This is a genomic window from Collinsella sp. HCP3S3_E11 (assembly GCF_052067375.1).
Lineage (GTDB): Bacteria > Actinomycetota > Coriobacteriia > Coriobacteriales > Coriobacteriaceae > Collinsella.
This window is the reverse complement of sequence record NZ_JBQHQI010000001.1, coordinates 463,451-486,889: the sequence shown is the minus strand read 5'-3', so window position 1 is coordinate 486,889 and position 23,439 is coordinate 463,451. Positions and strand designations below refer to the sequence as shown.

The 23,439-nt window shown below is 58.9% G+C and carries 18 protein-coding genes; 15 read left to right on the top strand and 3 right to left on the bottom strand.

All coding sequences use genetic code 11. The annotated features are described in order from the left end of the window. Positions 1 to 29: 29 nt before the first annotated feature. The 10 genes from ACTM86_RS02030 (at position 30) to ACTM86_RS01985 (ending at position 10,764) form a co-directional block, all read left to right on the top strand. On the top strand, positions 30 to 779 hold the full coding sequence (locus tag ACTM86_RS02030; protein WP_427728112.1) for an SDR family NAD(P)-dependent oxidoreductase: 750 nt from the start codon (positions 30 to 32) through the stop codon (positions 777 to 779). 108 nt (positions 780 to 887) lie between these two features. Further along, positions 888 to 1,910 (top strand): 2-keto-3-deoxygluconate permease, encoded by a 1,023-nt coding sequence (locus ACTM86_RS02025; protein ID WP_441017218.1) that lies wholly within the window; start codon positions 888 to 890, stop codon positions 1,908 to 1,910. Positions 1,911 to 2,379: 469 nt separating this feature from the next. Further along, positions 2,380 to 4,431 (top strand): formate C-acetyltransferase, encoded by a 2,052-nt coding sequence (pflB, locus tag ACTM86_RS02020; protein WP_427718174.1) that lies wholly within the window; start codon positions 2,380 to 2,382, stop codon positions 4,429 to 4,431. An 85-nt stretch (positions 4,432 to 4,516) separates the two neighbouring features. Further along, a complete protein-coding gene (grcA3, locus tag ACTM86_RS02015; protein ID WP_055252439.1) occupies positions 4,517 to 4,768 on the top strand; it encodes an autonomous glycyl radical cofactor GrcA3 in 252 nt (83 codons plus the stop codon). A gap of 568 nt (positions 4,769 to 5,336) precedes the next feature. Then, positions 5,337 to 6,173, top strand: coding sequence for a DegV family protein (locus ACTM86_RS02010; RefSeq protein WP_441036920.1), 837 nt, complete (start codon positions 5,337 to 5,339; stop codon positions 6,171 to 6,173). A gap of 186 nt (positions 6,174 to 6,359) precedes the next feature. Next, positions 6,360 to 7,178 (top strand): pyruvate formate-lyase-activating protein, encoded by an 819-nt coding sequence (pflA, locus tag ACTM86_RS02005; protein ID WP_427718181.1) that lies wholly within the window; start codon positions 6,360 to 6,362, stop codon positions 7,176 to 7,178. Between the two features lie 227 nt (positions 7,179 to 7,405). After that, the gene (locus ACTM86_RS02000) at positions 7,406 to 8,524 is read left to right on the top strand and encodes a serine hydrolase (protein WP_441017215.1); all 1,119 of its coding nucleotides are present in this window, start codon (positions 7,406 to 7,408) and stop codon (positions 8,522 to 8,524) included. Between the two features lie 79 nt (positions 8,525 to 8,603). After that, positions 8,604 to 9,341 (top strand): 5'-methylthioadenosine/S-adenosylhomocysteine nucleosidase, encoded by a 738-nt coding sequence (gene mtnN / locus ACTM86_RS01995; protein ID WP_441017212.1) that lies wholly within the window; start codon positions 8,604 to 8,606, stop codon positions 9,339 to 9,341. Positions 9,342 to 9,383: 42 nt separating this feature from the next. Further along, positions 9,384 to 9,974, top strand: coding sequence for a ribosome biogenesis GTP-binding protein YihA/YsxC (gene yihA / locus ACTM86_RS01990; protein WP_055252447.1), 591 nt, complete (start codon positions 9,384 to 9,386; stop codon positions 9,972 to 9,974). A gap of 157 nt (positions 9,975 to 10,131) precedes the next feature. After that, positions 10,132 to 10,764, top strand: a complete 633-nt coding sequence (locus tag ACTM86_RS01985) for a helix-turn-helix transcriptional regulator (RefSeq protein WP_441017209.1) — start codon at positions 10,132 to 10,134, stop codon at positions 10,762 to 10,764. Between the two features lie 395 nt (positions 10,765 to 11,159). On the opposite strand, the gene thrB is transcribed toward ACTM86_RS01985, so the two are convergent. Then, complete coding sequence (thrB, locus tag ACTM86_RS01980; protein ID WP_154514914.1) at positions 11,160 to 12,041, bottom strand: homoserine kinase; 882 nt, start codon at positions 12,039 to 12,041, stop codon at positions 11,160 to 11,162. Positions 12,042 to 12,244: 203 nt separating this feature from the next. After that, complete coding sequence (thrC, locus tag ACTM86_RS01975) at positions 12,245 to 13,762, bottom strand: threonine synthase (RefSeq protein ID WP_441017206.1); 1,518 nt, start codon at positions 13,760 to 13,762, stop codon at positions 12,245 to 12,247. Positions 13,763 to 13,865: 103 nt separating this feature from the next. Between thrC and ACTM86_RS01970 the strand changes: the two genes are divergently transcribed. From ACTM86_RS01970 to ACTM86_RS01960, 3 genes are all read left to right on the top strand, one after another. Next, positions 13,866 to 15,254 carry an aspartate kinase gene (locus tag ACTM86_RS01970; RefSeq protein ID WP_154514910.1) on the top strand — a complete coding sequence of 463 codons (1,389 nt, stop codon included), beginning with the start codon at positions 13,866 to 13,868 and terminating at the stop codon, positions 15,252 to 15,254. Between the two features lie 220 nt (positions 15,255 to 15,474). Beyond that, the gene (locus ACTM86_RS01965) at positions 15,475 to 16,500 is read left to right on the top strand and encodes an aspartate-semialdehyde dehydrogenase (protein ID WP_154514908.1); all 1,026 of its coding nucleotides are present in this window, start codon (positions 15,475 to 15,477) and stop codon (positions 16,498 to 16,500) included. A gap of 696 nt (positions 16,501 to 17,196) precedes the next feature. Then, on the top strand, positions 17,197 to 17,775 hold the full coding sequence (locus ACTM86_RS01960; RefSeq protein ID WP_441015214.1) for a methylated-DNA--[protein]-cysteine S-methyltransferase: 579 nt from the start codon (positions 17,197 to 17,199) through the stop codon (positions 17,773 to 17,775). 206 nt (positions 17,776 to 17,981) lie between these two features. Here ACTM86_RS01960 and ACTM86_RS01955 read toward each other — a convergent pair whose 3' ends face one another. After that, complete coding sequence (locus tag ACTM86_RS01955; protein ID WP_441015212.1) at positions 17,982 to 19,217, bottom strand: chloride channel protein; 1,236 nt, start codon at positions 19,215 to 19,217, stop codon at positions 17,982 to 17,984. A gap of 317 nt (positions 19,218 to 19,534) precedes the next feature. On the opposite strand from ACTM86_RS01955, the gene ACTM86_RS01950 reads away from it, so the two are divergent. Both ACTM86_RS01950 and ACTM86_RS01945 read left to right on the top strand, forming a co-directional pair. Next, on the top strand, positions 19,535 to 20,236 hold the full coding sequence (locus ACTM86_RS01950) for an ABC transporter ATP-binding protein (RefSeq protein WP_441015210.1): 702 nt from the start codon (positions 19,535 to 19,537) through the stop codon (positions 20,234 to 20,236). A 5-nt stretch (positions 20,237 to 20,241) separates the two neighbouring features. Beyond that, on the top strand, positions 20,242 to 23,007 hold the full coding sequence (locus ACTM86_RS01945) for an FtsX-like permease family protein (RefSeq protein WP_441015208.1): 2,766 nt from the start codon (positions 20,242 to 20,244) through the stop codon (positions 23,005 to 23,007). Positions 23,008 to 23,439: the final 432 nt, after the last annotated feature.

Sequence of the window (23,439 nt, the reverse complement as noted above, 5' to 3'; positions counted from 1 at the left end):
GAGACATCTGAATCAAGGGGGTTGGAGTCATGGCATTTGACTTCACGGGTAAAACCGCGATCGTTACCGGTGGCACTCAGGGCATTGGCCTCGAGATTGCCAAGGGTATCGTTGCGGGCGGCGGACACGTCGCGCTCATCGCAAGGAACGCTGCTAAGGGCGAGGCGGCTGTGGCCGAGCTTGGCGAGGGCAACAAGTTCTATCAGCTCGATGTCGCCGATGCGCCCAAGGCGCGCGAGACCGTCGAGCAGATTTTTACGGACCTGCCGCAAACCAACATCCTGATCAACTGCGCCGGTGTCATCAGCACCAAGAAGTTTGACGAGATCGACGACACCGAGTGGCGTCGCACCATCGACATCAACCTCAACGGCACCTTTACCATGATGAATGCCGTGTACCCGCACTTTAAGGCGGCACATGCCGGCACTATCGTCAACGTGAGCTCCGTTGCTGGCAAGATCGGCGGCGGCCTGCTCGGCACCGCGGCCTACGCGAGCTCCAAGGCCGGTGTCAACGGCCTTACCAAGGCGGTCGCCAAGGAGGGCGGTAAGTTCGGCATCCGCTGCAACGCTGTGTGCCCGTCGCTCACGCTTACCGACATGACGTCGATCCTTTCTGACGAGAACTCTCAGCGCATCATCAACGGTATTCCTCTGGGCCGCGCCGCCCAGGCCAGCGAGCCTGCGCAGATGGTGCTGTTCTTCGCTTCCGACCTCGCCAGCTTCGTGAACGGCGAGATCGGTGACTGCGACGGCGGCATCGTCCTGGACGGGTAATACCCCGCGGTAATCGTTTGGCGGCGACCCTGGCGAATCGGGGTTGTCGCTTTCTTTCTGACATAGGCGCGTGCGGCTACGATTCGCATGCATCCAAAGGAGATATATATGAGTGAATCGACTGCGGTGGAGGCGCCGGCTGCAAAGGAGCCGTTCTTTAAGATGTCCTCCATCCCGGGCGCCAATATTTTGGTGCCGCTTTTGCTGGGCTGCTTGCTCAACACGCTATTCCCCGACCTGTTCAAAACGCTCGGCAGCTTTACGCTTGGCATGACCCAGCAGGGTGCAAGCCCGCTCGTGGGCGCTTTTTTGCTCATCGTCGGTACGACGATTTCGTTTAAAAGTGCGCCTGCCGCCGCTGCACGCGGCGCCATCATCATCGCTGTCAAGCAGATCGTGGTCGTTGCCGTGTCGCTGCTTATCCTTTATGTATTCAACGACAACCTGTTTGGCATCTCTGCCATGGTGATGCTGGCGGCTTGCACCGGCGCCAACAACGCTATGTACGCTGGTCTGATGGGCACCATGGGCAACGAGGCCGAACGTGGCGCCGTCGCCATCACCACACTCGTTGTCGGCCCTCCGGTCACAATGATCGTGCTCGGCGCTGCTGGCCAGGCTCCGATCGGCTGGTCGCTCGTGGGCGCCATCCTGCCGATCGTCGTCGGCATTATTCTGGGTAACCTCTTCCCGAGCTTTAAGAAGATGATGGCTCCGGCACTTTCCGCCATCATCGTGCTCGTCTTCTTTGCCATGGGCTCGACCATGACCTTTGGCCAGCTCATCAACGGCGGTCTTCCCGGCATCCTGCTCGGTGTGATCTGCTCGGTGGTCTTTGCAATTCCCGTCATCGCGGTCGATAAGTTCACGGGCGGTACGGGTGTCGCAGGTGCGGCCATTTCGAGCTGCGCCGGAGCCAATGTGGCCACGCCTGCCGCCATGGCAAGCGTCAACGAGGCCATGTACGGTGGTGCCGTGCTCGCGACGGCTACGGCGCAGGTTACAGCGTGCGCCATCGTGACGGCCATTTTGACCCCGCTGGTCACCAGCTGGTGCTTCAAGCATTTTGAGGGCCAGGGTCACGGCGACAGCAAAAAGGCCGCGGCCGACAGGGTCACCGCTGCTGCTTAATGCCAAGCGGCAATCAAAGCTAAATAACTAGCCACGCCACAGGGCGGCCCCGGGGGAAATCCCGTGGCCGCCCTGCAGTTTCTGTGGGTCTCTGGGGCACTTTACCCTGCTAAAGCTGGCATAACAGCTAGAGTGAACGTCGTACAAAGGCAAGGAAAAATACCAAACAAATCGGTGAACGGTAGTTGTTCACGCTCGCATTTCCTGCGGATTTGTTAAAAACGCCCTAATGGTATAAAAAAAGAAACATATAACAGCCCTGATGAAGGGGGTGGCTATGTTATCCTTCTCAGACGGGTGAAATCTTGGGTTTTGGGTTGCAGTTCCAAGGTGGACAAACGTTTTTCCCTGTGCTAACGCGCGATGGAAGGCGAATGAAGCCGGTCATGCAACCCGAACATTCAAGAATTCAATAAGCAGCGGTGTGAGAGAGCGCCGCATTATACGTAACTAGGAGCGTGGTTACACAATGCAGGAGGCATGGGAAGGCTTCAAGGAAGGCATCTGGACGGGAGAGGTTGACGTCCGAGACTTCATCCAGAAGAACTACACCCCCTACGAGGGCGACGAATCGTTCCTCGCCGGTCCGACCGAGCGTACCAAGGAGCTGTGGGGCGAGGTCCTCGACCTGCTGCTCAAGGAGCGCGAGCAGGGCGGCGTCCTCGATATGGACACCAAGACTGTCACGGGTATCGTGAGCCACCCCGCTGGCTACATCGATAACGCCCACCGCGAGAAGGAGACCATCGTCGGTCTTCAGACTGACAAGCCGCTCAAGCGCGCTCTGCACGTCAACGGTGGTATCCGCATCGCTTGCCAGGCTGCCAGCCAGCACGGCTACAAGATCGACGAGAACGTCGTCGAGCGCTACACCTTCGAGCGCAAGACCCACAACGCCGGCGTCTTCGATGTCTACACCCCCGAGATGCGTGCTTGCCGCTCGGCTCACATTATCACCGGTCTGCCCGATGGCTATGGCCGCGGCCGCATCATCGGCGACTACCGTCGTGTCGCCCTGTACGGCGTCGACTACCTGATCAAGGATAAGGAGGCCCAGAAGGCTTCCACCCCGACGGTCATGACCGCCGACAACATCCGCGATCGCGAGGAGCTGCAGGAGCAGATCCGCGCCCTCGGCGAGCTCAAGATGATGGCCGAGACCTATGGTTTCGATATTTCCAAACCTGCTACCAACACGCAGGAGGCCATCCAGTGGATGTACTTCGCCTACCTCGCTGCCGTCAAGGAGCAGAACGGCGCCGCTATGTCCATCGGCCGTACCTCTACGTTCATCGACATCTACGCTGAGCGCGACCTTGCCAACGGTACCTTTACCGAGGAGCAGATCCAGGAGTTCGTGGATCACTTCATCATGAAGCTCCGCATGGTCAAGTTTGCCCGTACCCCCGAGTACCAGGCCCTGTTTACCGGCGATCCGCAGTGGGTCACCGAGTCCATCGGCGGCATGGGTGTTGACGGCCGTACGCTCGTTACCAAGATGAGCTTCCGCTACCTGCACACGCTCGAGAACATGGGCACCAGCCCCGAGCCCAACATGACCGTTCTGTGGTCGACCCGTCTTCCCGAGAACTTCAAGAAGTTCTGCGCCAAGACTTCTGTCGCCAGCTCCTCGGTCCAGTACGAGAACGACGACCTCATGCGCGTTTACCACGGCGACGACTACGGCATCGCCTGCTGCGTGTCCTCCATGCGCATTGGCAAGGAGATGCAGTTCTTCGGCGCTCGTGCCAACCTGGCCAAGTGCCTGCTGTACGCACTCAACGGCGGTGTTGACGAGGTCTCCAAGAAGCAGGTCGGCCCCAAGTATCGCGCCGTCGAGGGCGACACGCTCGATTACGATGACGTTATGGCCAAGTACAACGACATGATGAAGTGGCTCGCTGGCGTGTACGTCAACTCGCTGAACATCATTCACTACATGCACGACAAGTATTGCTACGAGCGCATCCAGATGGCTCTGCACGACAAGCACGTGCACCGCTGGTTCGCTACGGGCATCGCTGGCCTTTCCGTCGTGGCTGACTCCCTGTCCGCCATCAAGTACGCCAAGGTTCACCCCGTCCGTGACGAGAACGGCATCATCGTCGACTTCGAGACCGAGGGCGAGTTCCCCAAGTACGGTAACGACGACGACCGCGTCGACCAGATCGCTCACGACGTTGTGCACCAGTTCATGGAGTACATCCGCATGAACGACACCTACCGCAACTCCGTGCCCACGACCTCGGTTCTGACCATTACCTCCAACGTCGTGTACGGTAAGAAGACCGGCTCCACGCCCGACGGCCGCAAGGCTGGCCAGCCGTTCGCCCCGGGTGCTAACCCCATGCACAAGCGCGATAGCCAGGGCGCCATCGCTTCGCTGTCTTCGGTTTCCAAGCTCCCGTTCCGCGATGCCCAGGACGGCATCTCCAACACCTTCTCCATCATCCCGGGCGCGCTCGGCAAGGAGGACCAGGTGTTCTTTGGTGATATCGACCTTGATCAGCTGGGCGAGTAACTATTGTTAGTGCTATACTAACAATAACGATTACTGATTAGTGCGCCGGTTTCGGCCGGCGCCTATCGATTGAAGGAGACACATTATGAAGGTTTCTGAAGTTTCCGAGACTCAGGCCGACAACCTGGTCCACATGCTCGACGCTTACGCCGAGAAGGGTGGCCACCACCTGAACATCAACGTCTTCAACCGTGAGACGCTGCTCGACGCTCAGGCTCACCCCGAGAAGTACCCGCAGCTGACCATCCGCGTTTCCGGCTATGCCGTGAACTTCCACACGCTCACCAAGGAGCAGCAGGACGAGGTCATTTCGCGTACCTTCCACAACAAGTTCTAAAGGGACTCAACTCCCACCGGAGACCCGGTAAGGCCTACGCACTTTGCCTCTCAAACGTCCTCGCCGCTTCGCGGCTGCGGAATGTTTGCGAGGCAAAGTGCTCCCGGCCTTGCCGGGTCTCCTGCGTTATCGCACTTTAGGGAACCACGCTAAATTAAATTGGTGTCCTCGGACATGCAAGAAGCCCTCGCTGCGCACTTCGTGCGGCGAGGGCTTCTTGCGTCCTGCGGAATGTTTTGGGAGGTAGCCCAAACAGCCCCGGCGGGGGTCCTGTGTAGTCACCCTTTAGGCGGAACTCTCCTAATGGGTTGAGCGTTCTGGATACTTACTTGCTACCGTTTATCGCGTATAGCTACCGTTTGCGGAGTAAGTAACACTTAGTAATAAACCGTGTAAAATCTCAGTTAAGAACGGAGTTTTCCAGGGAGACGCTGTCCTTTGTTTTATGCAAGGGACGGCGTCTCTTTGGCGCTTGGAGACCGTTCTGTAGCAGGACGGCGGACGTGCGTCACATATTAAAAAGTCAACGTCGAGATGGGTCGTGATAAGAATGGGCAAGTACGTAATCGTGGTTGAATCTGGTTCGGATGTGACGCCAGAGCTCTGCGAACGCTACGGCATCGTGCGTGTGCCCATGCATGTCACGATTGGTGACGAGACCGTCGAGGACGGCTCGATCGATCCGCTCGAGATCTATTCGCGCTGCAACGAGTTTGGCGTGATGCCCAAGACCAGCGGCTGCGCGCCGGCAGATTTCTCTCGCGTGTACGACCGCATTCACGCCGAGCAGCCCGACGCGACCATTTTGCATCTTGCGTATTCCGAGGCCACGACCTGTTCGCATCAGTCCTCGAAGATCGCGGCAGAGGGGCGCGACTACGTGTTCTCCATGGACACGCGTTTTGTCTCGGTGGGCCAGTCGCTTGTTGTCGTCGAGACCGCCAAATACATCGAGGCTCATCCCGATGCCACCGTCGACGAGATCTTTGCTTTTACGAACTCCGTTATGGACCGCGTGTTGCTGGGCTTTGTTCCTACCGACCTTGCCTTCCTTAAGGCGGGCGGTCGCTTGTCCAACGTGGCGTTCCTAGGTGCCCATCTGCTCAAGATTAAGCCCTGCATTGAGGTAACGGGCGGCAAGTTCGTGGCGACCAAGAAGTTCCGCGGCTCTATGCTCAAGTGCGCCCGCGCCTTTATTGACCACATGGTTGCGAAGGGCGAAATTGACTACTCGCACATTGGCCTGGCGTATTCGGTAGGCCTTTCCGAGGAGCTGCGCGACGACATGGAAGTCTATGCACACGACCTGGGCTTTAAGGACGTTACCTGGACTCAGGTCGGCGGCGTCATCTCGAGCCATTGCGGCCCGACCGCCTTCGGCGCGGTGCTCACGCTCAAGGCGTAACGCCTGGCGTCTATCGATTTCTATTGCCTCGGCGGCGGGCGGGTTGCGACAACCTTCCCGCCGCTTTTGCATGGGGCCAAATAGGACAATCCAATTGACCGCTAAACCGTTTCGCCATCAAGCATATAGGCTAGAATGACTCTGGCATTTATGTAGCTAAAACCAATGAGAGGCAAGGTAGCGGGAATGGCTGAGATGAAGCTCGAGGGTATGGACGCTCGTCCTGAGGACTCCGCGTTTGCCCTGGGCCGCGTGCATTCGATCGAGACGATGGGAACGGTCGATGGACCCGGCATCCGCTTTGTGGTGTTTGTTCAGGGCTGCCCCATGCGCTGTGCGTATTGCCACAACCCCGATACCTGGTCGGTTAACGGCGGCACCATGGTGACCGTCGAGCACCTGATAGACGAGTTCCAGAGCAACCATGAGTTTTACCGCAGCGGTGGTATTACGGTATCCGGCGGCGAGCCGCTCCTGCAGCCTGAGTTCTTGGCCGACCTGTTCCGCGCAATGCACAACAACCCCGATGGTCGCGTACATACCTGCTTGGATAGTTGCGGCTATGCGTTCGACCCCGCGCATCCCGAGAAGTTCGATGCCGTACTCAACGAGACCGATATGGTGCTGCTCGACATTAAACACGCCGATCCCGTCGAGCATAAAAAGCTGACCGGTTGCGATCCTGCGCGCATCCTGGCGTTTGGCGATGAGCTGGCGCGTCGCAGGATCAAGGTCGTTATCCGTCACGTGGTAGTACCGGGCATTACCGACACGGCAGAGGAGTGCGAGGCACTCGGTCGTCTGATTGCCCCGTGGCATAACGTGGTGGGCCTGGAAATGCTGCCGTATCACACGATGGGCGTCGTCAAGTATGAGCAGCTGGGGATTCCCTATAAGCTCGAGGGCGTTCCACAGATGGATACCGCGCGCATGCCCGAGCTGCGCAACGCCGTCATGACGGGCATGAAAAAGCGCCGCGCGGAACTCAAAAACGCTATCGGCTAGGGGTAGCTCATTTGGGGCCGGTAGGGTGGAGAAGTAGCTAAAAGAGCCCCGTCCTAAAATGACTGCTCTCTGGGTTGCGGTGAGATGCGCAACAGAATCGTGCCATTTGGATAAATACGCTTGTGGTTTCTTTAAAGACACCTTAAACGCTTCTGAATATCTTTGGAAAGAAATGCCTGCTCGGTATTATGCTGCTCGTATATGAACGGGAGCAGCCAGGAGACCACGTGCGAAACGACGCATCGCGGGACGAGCATGTGCCGCAGCATAGCAGCAGATATGAGACGAAGGGCACGTCTTCGCGTGGCCTTGCCGACGCTCGCATCCGCGTGACGAAGATTGCCGCCGTTGAGATGTTAACGTTGGCGGTTATTATCCTCGGAATTACCGCTAAAACCTACGCGTCGGAGCGAATGGCACACTCAGATGCGTCAACGGTACAGACGCAAAACAAAAAGGTCTCTAAATCTAAAGCCGCCGCAAGTCAAACCCTGTCGACAGCGAGCCTCAAGACGAGGCTTTCGAAGGCGGACTTTAACGATATTCCCTCAGGCGATACCGTGCAGACCTTCTCACTGGTTGATGACCAGATCCCCGCCCTGGAGGATGAGAGCCTCGCCGCGCTCCAAGATACCCTTGATCAGGCCCAGGAATTGGGCGACGTGGGCGTGGTGTTTTACAATCTGTCGAGCGGCAAGGGCGTGACGTATAACGCGGACGCCGAGGTGTACGGTGCGAGCAGCTACAAGGCGCTCTATGTACTCTACGTCTGCGAGTTACTGGTCGAGACAGGGCAAGTATCGCTCGATGATGCTCTGGGCACCTATGGCGGCTACAGTATGGGCTGGCTGACGGTTCGCGACCTGATCGAGACCTCGGTCGTCAACTCGGATAACGACTCGTTTGTCGCGTTGCGTGCAACGTTTGATCAAGATGGCTACGAGGATTGGATTGCCGCACTCGGCGTCGAAGACGAGGTCGCGCTCGATTCGATGAGCGATTTCCCAACCTACTGCCCGCGCACCTCGGCCAAGTTGTGGCGCGAGATGAGCGAGTATTTGAGCCGCGAGAGCGAGACGTCGCAATGGCTGTCGGGCCTTCTGGCCTCTACGACCCGGTCCTTTATCCGTGACGGCATTGCGGACGACCATGCCATGGTGCGTAACAAGGCCGGTTGGATCAGCGAGGCAGGTTGCAATGCGACGTGCGATGCTGGCCTCATCGATGTCGATGGCGACACCTACATTATGAGCATCATGTCATCGATGCCGTGGAGTGACCGTTCGAGTGAGGCCGTGGCCGCCATCGCCAAGGCGCTCTACAATACCCGCGCTGCGCTGGCCTAACGGCTTCGTATTGCGCGGTTGAGTCAAAATGCTGGTACCATACCGTGGATAAACAGTTTTCACAGGTTTGGGGGATGGTATGCCTACCATCGCAATCATCGGTGCACTCGAAAAAGAGGTTGCGCAGATTAAAGAAGAACTGAACGGCGCCCGTGTGTCGCAAGAGGCGGGCTTGAGCGTTGTAAGCGGCGAGCTCAACGGTCTGTCAGTGGTCGCCACGACCGCTGGCATGGGAACCGTAAACGCCGCTGGTGCAACACAGCATCTCATCAGCAGATATGCTCCGCAGGCCGTTGTGTTTTCGGGCATTGCGGGTGGCTTAAACTCCAAACTCCATATCAATGACGTGGTTATTGGCAAGTGCCTGCGCTATCTGGATACCGACACGGCGCTCATCGCCGAGTCGGCGCCGGAGCTTGAGGAGTTTGCCTCGACACCGGCTCTGGTTGACATCGCCACCACCGTGCTTGCCGAACATGGGTTTATCGATGCTTACGCTTCTGATTCCGCTGCGGAGAAGGACCCTAAACAGTTCCTGGTTGGCACTATCGCTACAGGCGACCGCTTTGTAACGGGCGACGCCATGCGCAGCGCCGCCATCGAGGCGACGCATGCCGATTGCGTTGAGATGGAAGGTGCTGCGATTGCCCATATTGCAGCCAAGAACGGTGTCGATTGTCTGGTGCTGCGTGCTATCAGCGATAATTGTGACGAGGCATATGACGCGTTTTGCGAGCGAGAGTTCGATTTGGACGAGTACGCCCGCACCGCGAGCGGCATTACACTCGATATCGTCCGCTGCATCGCCGCTGCGTGATCGTGCATCCCTATTGTAAGAACCTACGACCAAGGAGTATCCATGGCCGATTCCATTAACTACCAGCTTGCCAAGTTCGTCGCCAGCTACGGCAAGGTTTCGCAGATCCCCGAGTCCACCTGTCCCGAGGTGAGCTTTGTGGGCCGCTCCAATGTGGGCAAGTCGTCCATCATGAACAAGCTCTTTGGCCGCAAGAACCTGGTCAAGGTTTCGAGCACGCCGGGCAAGACGAGCAATATCAATTTCTTCGAGGCCGACGACGTGCACTTTGTGGACCTGCCGGGCTACGGTTTCGCCCGTCGTTCCAAGGCCGAGCGCGACCGCTGGGCCGAGCTCATCGGCGACTTCTTCGACTCCGAGCGCAGCTTTAACCTGGTTGTGTCGCTGGTGGACATTCGCCATGACCCCAGCAAGCTCGACCATGACATGATCGACTACCTGCAGGGCAACGAGTTCAACTTTATCGTCTGCCTCACCAAGGCCGACAAACTCAGCCGCACCCAGCAGGCCCGCCAAGCGGCAGCCATCAAAAAGCAACTCAACGTCCCGGCCGAAAACGTAATCATCACAAGCTCCCAGACCGGCACCGGCATCGACGAGCTCAAGCGCCGCATTGCCGAGGCCTGCCTCTAGTAGGGGCTCTTGGCAGACAATAGTTTTCATAATGGGTTCGATTCCGAAGGTATCGACATTAGGGATTTAATGGCAGGGAGGGTTGATTTAAATGATCCAAGAGTTAACAGATCGTGGGCCGAGTAGGACATATCCCGTCTACTACCTCGAGGACGCAATGAACAACCTCGGCGACTGCTTCGACTATGCCGTCAATGACTATGGAGCAGAAGGATCTGAAGTTGCTGAACTCTTTTGCCTAAGTGGGGTTGCTCGCGAGTTTGAACGCGGCAACGCATGGGTCGTGTCGGGAAAATCGGGTGTTGAGCTGTTCGCGCTTATCGCTGAAAGGTCGGGCTATCAAAACAGGCCTATACCGGACTGCACCTATCGATTTGAGAAGACGCCGGAATATTGGGCGGGCTGGATGCTGGCATACCTGCAGTGGCGCCTAGGAGAGCCTTTCGAAGATTTGCTGCATGTCGTTCCATTTGATGTGCTGCGCAGTCTGTATTGCCCCTGGCACGAAGCCTCGGAGGAACGAGTGGTTCGCCTCGTCTGCGATATGGCGAAAAAAGCGTCCAGGCAAACCAAACTTGCGTTAGCAAGAAAGAAGCTTAAGAAAACCCAACAAGACCTAGCATACGAATCGGGTGTGTCACTCCGCTCAATCCAAATGTACGAGCAGCGCCAGAGAAACATCAATGAAGCTTCGGTAACAAGCGTAAGAGCCATAGCAAAAGCCCTCCACTGCAACATCGAAGACCTCCTAGAACCAGTCTTCGAATACAAGGAACCCAGTGCGGCGTAAACCAAGCACATAGTCGAAGCCTGTCACTAGTAAGTGCTCCAGCCTAGCAAGAGCCCCTATCAATAAAGGGCCATAATTTCAGCCCGGCGCCCCTTCAAAGCGTGGGTCCCTAGAGACATCGCTAGCCACGTTGCCATAGGGCCACCCGGGGGCATCCCCTTAAAAACATTCCGCAGCACGAGGCCCGCTTATCCGCAGCTCCGAAGGAGCACAATATTAAATCAGCGAATGCGATTATCCTGTCGAGGTCGCGTAGGTCTCCTTGGGGCTTCCCCTGAAAACAATCCGCAGATCGAATTGCCCCGTCGCGCGAAGCGCACGACGGGGCAATTCATGATCGAGGACGTTTTCAGGGGAAGCCCCAAGGAGACCGGTGAGAGCAATGAGACAGGGCGCTACAGGTACTCGATTTGAGCGCCCTCGGTGTCGCACGTTAGAATGTGGGTCTCACACTTGGGGAACTGCTCACGCAGCTTGACCTGCAGGAATTTTGCCACGATGGTGTCGTCGGTCACAGCCATAAGGGTAGAGCCCGAACCGCTGATCCAGATGGTCTTGGCGCCGCCGTTAAGGCAGGTGTCGCGCACAGCGTTGTAGTCGGGAATCAGGCGACGACGATAGGGCTCCTGGATGCGGTCGTCATTGGCGGCGGCAATCAGGTCGAGGTCGCCGGCCTCCAGGCCTCGCGTCATGCCGGCGATACGGCCCATTTGCCATACGGCGGTGGAGAGCGGAATCTCCTGCGGCACGACCTTGCGTGCCTCGCTCGTGTGAACCTCGTAGGGCGGAATCACGGTAATAAAACGCAAGCGATCGCTCACCTCGTAGCGCAGGCACTGGGGGAGCGAATCGGTCGGCGTAAAGGAGCAGACGGCGCCGCCCAGGATGGCGGGAGCGACGTTATCGGGATGGCCCTCGACCTCGGTGGCAATGCGGACGAGCTCAGCGCGGTCGACGGTGTGGCCTGTCAGTGCGGCGGCGGCCATAATGCCAGCGACGACGCAAGTGGAGCTGGAACCCAGGCCGCGAGCGACGGGTACATCGGTTTGAATGTCGATGGCGACGGGAAAAGCCGGCTCGCCCCATGCGGCCAGCGCATCGACAAAGCTGACGTAGACCAGGTTGTTCTCGTTTTGGAACTCCTCGGGGCAGCCCGTGATGGTGAGCTTGTCGGCGCGCTCGAAGGTGAAGTGCGAGTAGAGGCTGACGGCCATGCCGAGGGTGTCGTAGCCGATGCCCAAGTTGGCGCTGGTTGCTGGGACGGTGATCTTGATCATGTGGGTCCTCCTGGCGTGCCTGGCTGTTTAGTTCGCTGCTCGGGCAGTCCTGCGCAAGACGGAAAGCACATTAAGTGCTTTCCTTTGCGTGCGGAACTCGCGACGAACTAAACAGCCAGGCACGCTGCGCGCGTTCGTCATCATCCCGGGGGTTATCTGATAAAAGAAGGTGCGCCGGCTTTCGCCGGCTCCTAATGAGGGGTTTAGTTGGTAGCGATCTTTTTTGCTGCAGACTCGACGTAGCTTGCCATCTCATCGACGTCGCAGACGTCTTCGAAGCGGACGGGTTTGGACTCGAGCTCGGCGAGCTGTGCCGGTGCGGCCGTATTGGTGGCCTGCTCGAGCACGCGCATGGCCTCAAAGTCGTCCTCGGGAACGTTGAGCCCCAGAGCATCGCAGCAGGCACGCGGGAACTTGTAGGGGCTGGCGGTCGAAAGCAGCACACGGGCCTTGGCCCCCTCGGCGGGAGCGACCTTTTCAAAGACGTGATAGCCGCAAGCGGTGTGCGGGTCGATCACGTAGCCGTTCGCATCCCAGCAGCTCTTGATGGCAGCGAGGACCTCGTCCTCGCTGGCCCAGCCGCAGCCAAAGACGCTCTGAATCTTTGCCAGCAGGTCGGCGGGAACCTCATAGCGACCAGTCTTTGCCAGCTGCTCCATAAGGCCGGCAACAAGCTCGCAGTCGCCATCGGACAGGAAGTAGAGCATGCGTTCCAGGTTGGAGCTGATGAGGATGTCCATCGACGGCGAGATGGTCGTGAAGAACGGACGGTTGCGGTCGTAGACGCCGGTGGTCAGGAAGTCAGCCAGCACGTTGTTCTTGTCGCTCGCGACAATGAGCTTGGCGACGGGCAGACCCATGCGCTTGGCATAGTAGCCGGCCAGGATATCGCCAAAGTTGCCGGTCGGTACGCAGAACTCCACGGCGTCGCCGGCCTCGATGGCGCCGGCGCGCAACAGCTGCGCATAGGCGGCAAAGTAGTAGACGACCTGCGGCACCAGACGGCCGACGTTGATGGAGTTGGCACTCGAAAGCACCGTTCCGGCGGCCTCCAAGCGCTCGGCAAGCTCCTTATCGGCAAAGATGCGCTTGACGGCACTCTGGGCATCGTCGAAGTTGCCGCGAATGCCGCAGACGGCGACGTTATCGCCTTCCTGTGTGGACATCTGCAGATTCTGCACGCGGCTGACTTTGCCTTCGGGATAAAAGACGGTGATGCCCGTGCCCGGAGCGTCGGCAAAACCGGCGAGTGCGGCCTTGCCGGTGTCGCCCGACGTGGCGGTGACGATCATGATGCGCTCGGCGCCGCCGTCCTTGGCGGAAGTGCGGGCCATGAGGCGGGGGAGCATCTGCAGGGCGACGTCCTTAAAGGCACTCGTGGGGCCGCCAAAGAGCTCCATCACATAGGTCTGAGGGGCGTCAGCGCCCGGCGCAGCGTCGAGTTTGACGAGCGGCGTAACCTCTTCACTCGCGAACGTGCCGCGATATGCCTCATTCACACAGGCCGAAATTTCTTCGCCCGTGTAATCATTCAGTAACATTCCCAACACATCTTGAGCGATTTCAAAGTACGATTTATCTGCAAGCGAGCTGATATCGACCTGCTGGGTGCCGAGCTCGTCCGAGACAAACAAACCCCCGTCGGGAGCGATGCCGGTGCGGATTGCCACCTTACTTGAGCACGATAAAGTGCGTCCTCGTGTACTATGATAAGTTCCCATATAACACTGCTCCTCGGATGCCTTGGTCCCAATCGGTGAAACCATGGTATCAGAGCGCGCAAAACAGGTTCGCAGAGGCTTTTAGAAAGGTAACCTCCAGCCCATGATTAAGATTGCCAAGTTTGGCGGCTCGTCGGTCGCCGACGCCGAACACTTTAAGAAGATCAAAGCCATCGTCGACGCCGACCCGGCCCGCCGTTTTGTGGTGGTTTCCGCCTGCGGTCGCCGCTTTAAGGGCGACACCAAGGTGACCGACCTGCTCTACCTGGTTAACGCGCACGTTAAGTATCACGTGTCGTGTGAGGAGCTGCTCGAGGACATTGGCCAGCGCTATTTTGATATCGCTGACGAGCTGGAGCTCACCTATCCCATCCGTGAGGAGTTCGCGGCCTTTGCCGAGCGCGCCCGCTCGGGCGGCTACTCCACCGAGGAGCTTGTGAGCCGCGGCGAGTACTTCACCGCTCGCCTGATGGCCGAGTACCTGGGCCTGCCGTTCCTGGACGCCGCGACGGTTGTGGCGTTCCATCACGACGGTACGCTCAGCATGAACCGCACCTCCGAGCTGGTGCAGGAGTACGGTCAGCAGGGCGGCTTTGTTATGCCCGGTTTCTACGGCGCGACGCGTGAGGGCCAGATTAAGCTGCTCGATCGTGGCGGCGGCGATATCTCGGGCTCGATCCTGGCCAAGTGTCTGGACGCCGACCTTTACGAGAACTGGACCGACGTCTCGGGCTTCTACTCTGCCGATCCGCGTATTGTTCCCGAGGCTCAGCCCATTGCGCGCGTTACCTACGAGGAGCTGCGCGAGCTTTCGTACATGGGCGCAAGCGTCCTGCACGAGGAGGCCGTGTTCCCCGTGCGCGAGGCGGGTATTCCGCTGGTCATCAAGAACACCAATGCGCCGCAGGACCCCGGCACCATCATTAGCGAGACGGCTGATGAGGGCGAGGCGGAGCCCATCATTACCGGCGTGACCGGCAAGCGCGGTTTTGTCGCCATCAACGTGGCCCGCGATCGCACCAAGCCCCGCGTCGGCTTTATGCGCCGTGCACTTTCGGTCTTCGAGCGCTATGACGTTTCCGTCGAGCACATGCCCACCGGCGTCGACCGCTTTGGCGCCGTGGTACAGGAGCAGGATGTGCACGATTCGCTGTACTCGCTCGTGGGCGACATCCAGCAGGAGGTTGAGCCACTCGAGATTGAGGTTGTCGAGGGCCTGGCGCTCATCGCGACCGTCGGTCGTAACCTGCGCGGCCGCGCAGGTATTTCCGGCCACCTGTTTGGCATGCTCGGCCAGGCTGGCGTGAGCGTGCGCATGATTTCGCAGAGCTGCGACGAAATCAACATCATTATCGGTGTCGAGGATAAGGACTTCGACCTGGCGATTCAGACCATTTACCGTGCCTTCTCCGACGAGAACGGCATTGTGAAGGTCTCCGATCTGGAGGCTCCTGCACCGATTGAACCCGCCCTGGCTGCCCTCCACAAATAGCGACCATTCCGGTAGATTTTTGGGATATGTCTAGAAATCTACCTTTTGGCGCATGAGTGGGTTTTGAGGCATGTTCCAAAAAATCTAGCGCGGGGCGTTTCGTTTCGGTTTCGTTTCGACGGGGTGGGTTTCGAGTCCGCCCCGTTCTTGTATACACTGGGCAAGAATATCCTGCCTGCTTGGCGTGCGGGCAAAAGCCACAACCTTTAAAGGGGGAAGCATGAAACAGTACACGGTTGCTATTTTGGGCGCGACGGGGGCCGTGGGCACCCAGATGCTCGAGTGCCTCAACGAGCAGGAGTTTCCGGTTGGCAAGCTCAAGCTGCTGGCGAGCGCGCGTTCTGCGGGCAAGACCGTCGAGTTCCGCGGCGAGCAGGTTGTTATTGAGGAGGCTTGCCCCGAGGCCTTTGAGGGCTGCGACATCGTACTCGGCGCTGCCGGCGACGATATCGCCAAGGAGCTGCTGCCCGAGGCCGTCAAGCGTGGCGCCGTCGTGGTCGACAACAGCCACGCCTTCCGCATGGATCCCGAGGTGCCGCTCGTCGTGCCCGAGATCAATGCCGACGACATCAAGTGGCATCACGGCCTTATCGCTAACCCTAACTGCGCAACTATCATCGGCCTGGTTCCCACCTGGCCGCTGCACAAGCTCGCCGGCGTGAAGCGCATGATCGTCTCGACGTACCAGGCGGCTTCGGGCGCTGGTGCTCCCGGTATGGCCGAGCTCGAGGCCCAGCTGGCCGCCCTGGGTCGTGGCGAGGAGATTCCCGAGCCGCGCGCATTTGCCGCCCAGTTGGCGAGCAACCTGATTCCGCAGATTGGCGGCGTCAAGGAGGAGGGCTTTACCTCCGAGGAGATGAAGTTGCAAAACGAGGGTCGCAAGATTATGCACCTGCCCGAGCTGCGCGTGAACTGCACTTGTGTGCGCGTGCCTGTGCTGCGCTCGCACTCCGAGAGCATTACGCTCGAGTTTGAGCGCGACATTACGGTCGAGGAAGCCCGTGCTGCGCTGGCTTCTGCCCCGGGTGTCAAGCTGGTCGACGACCTGGGTGCCGAGGATGCGCACGACCGATTCCCCATGCCGATGGACACCTCCGACCAGGACCTGATTTGGGTCGGTCGCGTGCGCCGCGACATCTCGAACCCCGAGGCCGCGCGTGGCATCACCTTCTGGTGCTGTGGCGACCAAATCCGTAAGGGCGCGGCAACCAACGCCGTCCAGATTGCCAAACTGCTCTGCGAGTAGCGGTGGAACTGTCCGGCGGGGGCCGGGCTCAGCTTTCAGAACGTCCTCGATCATGTGCGGCGCCTTGTCCTGCTCCTTCGGAGCCGCGGACAAGGCGCCGCACTGGTCTGCGGAGTGTTCTGAAAGCTGAGCCCGGCCCCGCCTGCGGTGACTCGGCTGCGAGCGGCCTGCGATGGGGCCGTTGTTGGTTGGGGCCGCTGGGCTGATGTGAGGGCGCGTGGCCGTTGCGGGCCCTGGTCCCGGCGGCGGTCTCGGCGCTTCGCGCCTGCCTCCTTTGGGGACTGCGGGTCCGTGACGGCAGCTGCGGCGCTTCGCGCCTGCTGCCTGAGGTGACTTTGGGGTTGGGGTGAATTGAAGTTGAATACTTTTCCCGAGAAGTGAACGACCTATTTTGGACCCCCGAAGCATTGGCATATTTTGACCGCTATTTCCTGCGGCTTTGCTGCGCGAATCCTGCGGTTTTGTAATCAAAAAGTGTGGATGCTCCGGGGCCTCGTTTTTACTCGTTCACTTCTCGGGAAAAGTATTAGAGCTCAGCTGGTAGGGGTACCGCTTTGGCGTCGAAGCCCCGCGTCTTCTCCGCTTGATTGGGGAAAGTGGCCTCGCTTAAGCAATTGCGTTCCTGCCCAGACGTATCTGCGGAGTCGTCTGCACAATTCGCGGTATTATGGTGCGGAGTTTTGAAAGGAGCCGCTGGTGGTCACGACGACGTTTGCTTCGCCTTTGGGCGAAATCCTGCTTGCCGCTGATGGCCGCGGTCTGACGGGGCTTTGGTTTGAGGGGCAGGAGCACTTTGGCTCCACGCTTCTCCGGGAAGACTCCGAACATGTTGAAGGGGCCGATGCGGTTTCCGGTGCTGGTGGCATGTCGTCGGCGAGTCCGGCTCATGGTGCGGCTTCTTCGGTGCTTGAGCGTTCGTGGGCTTGGCTGAATGCTTATTTTGCAGGGCAGGAGCCTCGGTATACGCCGCCGTTGCATATGATCGGTACGGCGTTTCAGCGTGAAGTTTGGTTTGAGCTGCTTTCTATTCCGCGTGGCGAGGTCGCCACGTATGGCGAGATTGCGGCTCGTGTCGCCGCCCGCCATCGGGTGCCGGGGAACGAGGACCCCGTTGTGTCTCCTCGTGCGGTGGGGGCTGCGGTCGCTCGCAACCCTATTTCGATTATCGTGCCGTGCCATCGCGTGGTTGCCGCCGACGGCTCGCTTAACGGATATGCCGGCGGGCTCGATCGCAAGGAGTGGCTGCTTCGGCTTGAGGGCGCGTACGAGGAATAACGTTCGAGCCCTTTGCATAGCCAAGATGCCGTGAAAGAACGGGACACGCTTTCCGAATGGAGACTCAGACGGAAACCACGTCCCGGAATTCCGTTTTAAAGCGGGATGCGCTTTCCGAATGGCGTCCCAAGCGGAAACCGTGTCCCGGAATACAGCCTCAGAGTGGGACGCCGTTTCCGGTTGAGACCACCTGCTTGGACATCTTTCTACGCTCGCTCTTGCAGGGCGTAGATCGACTTATCCATGTTGAACAGGTAAGCCACGACGCAGACAATAAAGAACATCGGCAGATTACCAAAGCCGAAGACTTCGCAGCCAATAAGGATGGGTGCGAGCAGCGTATTGGTGGCGCTGCCAAAGACGGCTGCGTAGCCCAACGCGGCGCAGAACTCGGCGGGCATGCCGAGAATCCCGGCGAGTACGACACCCAGGCTGGCTCCAATGGAAAACAGCGGCGTCACCTCACCACCCTGATATCCTGCGGCAAGTGTGGTGATGGTGAGTACGAATTTGAGCGCCCAGTCCCAAGGCATGATGGCGACCTTACCGTTACCGTTGAGCGCCGCCGATATCAGGTTGGTGCCAAGGCCGCAGTATCGACCCTGCCACAGTGCGAACAGAATCGCCGATAGCGCAAGGCCCATAGCGACGATGCGCGCATAGGGGTTGGGGAGCAGCCGCGCCGCAAGGGTCTTGGCATGGGCAAGGCACCAGGCAAAGGCACCGCCTACCATGCCAAACGCGATGCCTAGTACCGCAAGCCGTCCAAGACCGGGGAGGTCAAGCGCGCATGAGGCGACAACGGCGACCTCGAACTTCTCGAGTCCCAGGGCACCGGAGGTCATACTTGCGGCGAGCGAGGCTGAAAGCGCGGGAAACAGCGCGCGGTATTCCATGCGTCCTGCGACCAGTACTTCGATAGCAAAGACCGTGGCAGCAAGGGGCGTTCGAAAGAGCCCGGCAAAGCCGGCGGCCATGCCGATAAGCAAAAACGTGTTGCCGGGGTCTCGGAAAGGTAGACGTCGGCCGATCCAATGTGAGACGGTTGCACCGATCTGCACGGCCACGCCCTCGCGTCCCGCACTGCCGCCAAAGAGGTGCGTCCCCCACGTGCTCAGCATAATGAGTGGCACCAAGCGCGGCGAGATGGCGTCCTCACGCCCGTGGCCTACGTCGAATACCAGGCTCATGCCGCGGTCGGTGCCCTTGCCCCAAGCGCGGTAGGCAAACACGATGGCAAGGCCCATAAGGGCGAGGAAGGGGAGGAGCAGGGTGATGTGTTCGTCGCGGAAGGCGCCGATCGCCAAAAGCACGCGTCCAAAGAGCGCGCAGATGGCGCCAACGATGATACCGACGGGGATTCCGACGGCACCCATAAGCACAAGACCGCTATAGGTGTTGAGCAGACGTTTGATTCTGCTCGATGCGCTGCTTTCCGACACTTCTCCTCCAAAACAAAAAAGACTCCTGCCGCGGCGTGATGCCTAGGGGCATCACGTAACAGCAGAAGTCATCAGCAACAAGGCGGTTTAGGGTAACGCGGCAGCTTCTTGGCTGGCGCACCCAACGGAGACATTCATTCCGCAGTGGCATCATAGCGGTGGATACGGTTTGGGTCAAATGGTTGCCGTGGACAGTCCTGGTGCCTGCCCGCACCCTCGTTTCCCCATATAAAACCTGCCAAAATAAACCTGTCCCTTTTTGGTCGGTGCGAAATGGGTAATACTAAAGAGTTATCCGACCAGATGGGAATTAATCGATGGCTTATATCGAATTCAAAGACGTCGTCAAAGCATACGGCGAGGGTGACGCCCGCATTCACGCGCTGGACGGCGCGAGCTTTACGGTCGAGCGTGGCGAGCTCGCCATCATTTTGGGTGCTTCGGGTGCCGGCAAGACCACGGCGCTCAACATTCTGGGCGGCATGGATACGGCGACTTCCGGCACCGTAACGGTGGATGGGCGCGATGTGAGTTCCGCCAATGAGGCGCAGCTCGTGGAATACCGCCGCGCCGACGTCGGCTTTGTCTTCCAGTTCTATAACCTGGTTCCCAACCTGACGGCGCTCGAAAACGTCGAGCTTGCGGCGCAAATCTGCCCCGATTCGTTCGATGCCGAACAGACACTTCGCCAGGTTGGCCTGGGCGAGCGCCTCGGCAACTTCCCCGCGCAGCTTTCGGGCGGCGAGCAGCAGCGCGTGTCCATCGCCCGCGCACTGGCCAAGAACCCCAAGCTGCTCCTGTGCGATGAGCCCACGGGCGCGCTCGACTATAAAACCGGCAAGCAGATCTTGCAGCTGCTGCAGGATACCTGCCGCAAGCAGGGCATTACGGTCATCATCATCACGCACAACTCCGCGCTCGCGCCCATGGCCGATCGCCTGATCTGCTTTAAGAGCGGCCGCGTGGAGAGCGAGACGGTCCAGCAAAATCCCGTGCCTATCGAGACGATCGAGTGGTAGCGCCCATGGACCAAGATCGCCAAAACAGCCAAAACCACGATACGGAGCACGTGGGTCACGATCGGGAGTTCGCGACCTACCGTACCGCTCAAAGCTCAAATGATATGGCGCCGACGGTTTTTCGCCGTGGCATCTCCCGCACAATCCGAGGCAGTCTTAAGCGCTTCCTATCTATCGTGGTCATTACCGCGCTCGGCGTGAGCGTGATGTGCGGTCTTAAGGCGGGCTGCGAGGATCTGCGCGATTCGGTCGACGTCTATTTTGACCAGCAGAATGTCTATGACATTAACGTGCAGTCGACCTATGGCCTTACGCGCGACGATCTTGCGGCCATTCAAGAGGTCGACGGCGTCGAGACGGCCGAGGGCATCTACACCGAGACCGCCTACACCGCCGTGGGTACCACGCGCGAGCGTGTAGTCGTGCAGAGCCTTTCCAGGAAGAATATCGATCAACCGGTGCTGGTGAGCGGCGATTTGCCCGAGAGCGCCGGCGAGGTCGCGGTGACTTCGAAGTTCCTGAAGGCTTCGGGCAAAAAGCTCGGCGACACGGTGAGTTTTGCCGCCAATGACGCGAGCTCGTCGAACCAAAGCGCCAAGGACCAGTTTGCCGCGGGTGATTACACCATTACGGCCGAGGTCCTCGATCCTACTGATGTGAGCTCCGACTCGACAGTCAACGCCTTTCGCGCTGCTTCGGCTGCGGACTATAAGTTCTATGTGAGCGAGGATGCCGCGACATCTTCTTCCTACTCCGCGGTCCACGTGATCGTCGAGGGAGCCAAGAGCCTCAACTCCTATTCAGATGCCTACACGACAAAGATCAACGAGGTCAAGGGTAATATCGAGAAGATTCGCGACGAGCGTGAGAAGGTGCGCGCCCAAGAGCTGACGGTCGACGCGCCGGCAAGCTTGGATGCCTCCGAGCGCCAGGCGAATATGCTCTTTGGGATTGAGCAGGACAACATCAACCGCATGCCCCAGGGCAGTGAGGAGCGCGCTCGGGCTCAGGCCGATTTGGACCAGCGCCGCGCCGCCACCGACCAGCAGTTTGCCGATGCACGCGCCGAGCTTTCCGATCTGGGCGAATGCACTTGGTACATCCAGGATCGCGGTAACATCGCAAGCTACTCAAGCGTCGAGAGCGACAGCTCTTCGATTGAGGCCATCGCCACGGTTTTCCCATTTATTTTCTTTGTCGTAGCCGTGCTCATCAGCCTTACCACCGCCACTCGTATGGTCGAGGAAGAGCGCACGCTCATTGGCTTATACAAGGCGCTCGGCTATTCACGCGGGCGAATCCTGTCCAAATACGTGGACTACTCGCTGTGGGCTTGTCTGTTCGGCGGCGTACTCGGCAACATCATCGGATTTGTGGGGTTGCCGCTGTTCCTGTTTACGGTGTTCGACGACATGTACTCACTACCCCAGATGCTGCTTTCGTACGACATCGTGTCCTCGATCGTCTCGGTGGCGCTGTTTACCGTGGGCGTGGTGGGTGCCACGATTATCGCCTGCCGCCACGAGATGGCCGAGACCCCAGCCTCGCTTATGCGTCCCAAGGCCCCGCGAGCCGGCTCGCGCATCTTGCTTGAGCGCATCGGCTTTATTTGGCGCCGCATGGGCTTTTTGAACAAGGTGGCAGCGCGTAACCTGTTCCGCTACAAAAAACGTGCCTTTATGACCATCTTCGGTATCGCCGGCTGCACGGCGCTCGTGATCTGCGGTATGGGCATCCGCGATACGTCGGTGGCGCTTTCGCCCAAACAGTACGGGCACATCACGCGCTATGACTTGCTGGCGGTCGCCAATCCCGATGACTATGCTCAGACGTGTGCGGCGCTGGAAGAGCGTAGCGCGGCCAGCGACTCCGGCGTACGCGTGACCTCGACCCTGCCGATTATGACCGACAACGTCACCTTTACGTTTGGCGGTAAGAGCGAGACCGTACAGCTCATCGTGATTCCCGACGACCGCACGGGTGACCTGGACGATTACGTGCGCCTGGAGGATGAGTCCAAAGAACCGCTCGCCCTGCGTGACGGGGACGTGTATTTAAGCAAGAGTTCACAGCTGGTGCTGGGGATTCAGCCGGGCGATACGGCGCAGGTCCAGGATTCGTCGCTCAATGTTACCAAGGTCAAGGTTAGCGATATCTCGCTCAATTACTTGGGCAACACACTTTATATGACGCAGGGCACCTATGAGCGCGCGTTCGGCCGAAGCGCGCGTCTTAACGGCATCTTTGTGCTGCTTAAGGGCTCGTCGGCCGACCAGATTGCGTTTAGCAAGAAGCTTAAGAGCGACGGTTGGCTTACGATTTCGAGTACGGCCGAGCATTGGGAGAACTATGAGTCGAACTTTACGATTATCAATTCGGTCGTAGTGCTTGTGACCTTTATGGCGGCGTGCCTGTCGTTTGTGGTGGTGTTTACGCTGTCTAATACGAATATTTCGGAGCGCGAACGCGAACTGGCGACCATCAAGGTTCTGGGCTTCCGCCGTGGCGAGGTGCACCACTACGTCAATAAGGAGACGTTGATCCTTACGGCGATTGGCACCGCACTGGGCGTGCCGCTGGGTGGCCTACTTGCCGAGAGCTTTACGTACGTTCTTCAGATGCCGTCGCTGTACTTTGATGTTGAGGTCGAGCCGCTGAGTTTCGTGCTCGCTGTGGTGCTTTCGTTTGGCTTTACGATTATCGTCAACCTCGCCACCAACCGAACCCTCAACAAGATTGACATGGTCGGTGCCCTCAAGAGCGCCGAGTAACCTGTTCTTGGATTCAAGTTGTAGCGAGCTGTGACGTGTCGCAGTCGCTTTATTGCATAAACCGCCCCGCTGAATGCATATTTTGGCGGGGCGGTTGCTTTTTACCCGCAGGTACCCCCAGGGGCGGCGTGCAAATTCCGGAGAATTCAGCATTCCGGAGTCCACGAGTATGGGAGCGGGCGCACAAAACTGCGCTGAAAGCCCTGATTCTGAGCTCCCAACGCCTCAAGAGCTGCTCGTTTTTACAAGATGCGGCCCATGGCGCCTGCCTTTCGCCCAAAATTCAGTATGCAGGCACCCTCGGCTGCTGAAAACTCCCAAAAATGCACGGCGCCTCCTGCCCTAGGCACCCGCAGCAAGAAGACGAATAGCCTCGGCGAGCATGTAAACGCAGGGCCCTCCGACCCCGACCGACGATTTCGATTGGCGACC